The following is a 1332-nucleotide window of genomic DNA, read 5'->3' as shown; positions in this document are numbered from 1 at the left end:
GAGTATGAAACCTCTAGCGGTGATCGTATTTTGCAAGGGTTAAATATTTTAGAAAGCGGCGAAGCGCGACAATACCCCTATGGTAATCTTCTCACCCCTCTTTTGGGCTATCCCCGCAAGATGGAAGAGAACGGTTACACTCGTGTTTACGGAATCAAAGGGCTAGAGAAATTTTTTGACGAAGAGCTCAATCCGCAACAAAACAAAACCCAAAAAGCACTACGCGATGTCAACGGCTATCTCATTTTAAACAAAAAGAGCGATTTTAAACGGCAAATCAATGGACTCACCGTAAAACTCAATATCCCTATTATGCTCCAATCGAGAGTCGAAATCATCACCGATCAAATCAAAGAAAAGCTCCAAGCCGATGAGATCATCGCCACCGTTATGGATTCTAAAAGCGGAAAAATCATCGCACTAGCGAGTTCAAATCGGTTTGATCCCAACCATATCCGCACCCAAGATTACCCCTCGCTCAACACCAATGCGATCGAGTACAGCTATGAGCCGGGATCAGTTATTAAACCGATTATTTTTTCCCTTATGCTAGATCGCGGGCTTATCAACCCCTATGATATGGTCAATGGGCATAATGGACGATTTACAATGGGGACAAAAACCATCGTGGACGAACATGCCTTTAGTACCATCAGTGCCGAGGATGTTATCGTCCACTCTTCCAACATCGGAATTGCACAATTAGCTCAAAAACTGAGTGGAAAAGAGTTTACCGAAGGGCTGGAGCGATTTGGATTTACCCATTTCAGCGGTATCGACGTACCGTATGAAAAACGAGGTTCCATCCCCAGTTCCGCCCAACTAAATAACTACCTCTACAAAGCGATTACCTCATACGGATACGGTATGCGTGCCAATGCCATGCAGCTCGTCAAAGCATTTAATGTATTCAACAATGGCGGAAGATTGGTCAATCCAATGGTGGTTGAAGCCCTCTATGATGATAATGGACGGGTGATTCCGATGCAGGTGCAACAGCCGATACAGGTTATCTCTCCCGCTACCGCAGAGCGCATGAAACAGATTTTGATTAAAACCGTCAACGTAGGGACGGGGACGGTCGCTAGAACTCCGGGATTGGAAGTGGGTGGGAAAACAGGGACGGCGCATATCGCTAAAAACGGTGCGTATGTGAACAGTTACCACACCTCATTCATCGGATTTGCCAACGATGGCAAACACAACTACACGATCGGTATCACCGTTATCGAACCGCGTACCGTTTATTTCGCTTCGATCACTGCAGTACCGGTGTTTAAAGCGATTGTTGATCTGATGGTGGAAGAGAAATATCTCACCCCCGATCCATCA

1 protein-coding gene is annotated in these 1332 nt (G+C 45.8%); it reads left to right on the top strand.

The window, feature by feature from the left end:
* Window positions 1-1332: penicillin-binding protein 2 (locus tag JZU62_RS05290; protein WP_295012617.1), on the top strand; the 1332-nt coding region annotated here is incomplete at both ends.

It is taken from the genome of Sulfuricurvum sp. (genome assembly GCF_019163035.1).
Lineage (GTDB): Bacteria > Campylobacterota > Campylobacteria > Campylobacterales > Sulfurimonadaceae > Sulfuricurvum.
The sequence above is the reverse complement of the archived record's forward strand: the minus strand, read 5'-3'. Positions and strand labels throughout refer to the sequence as shown.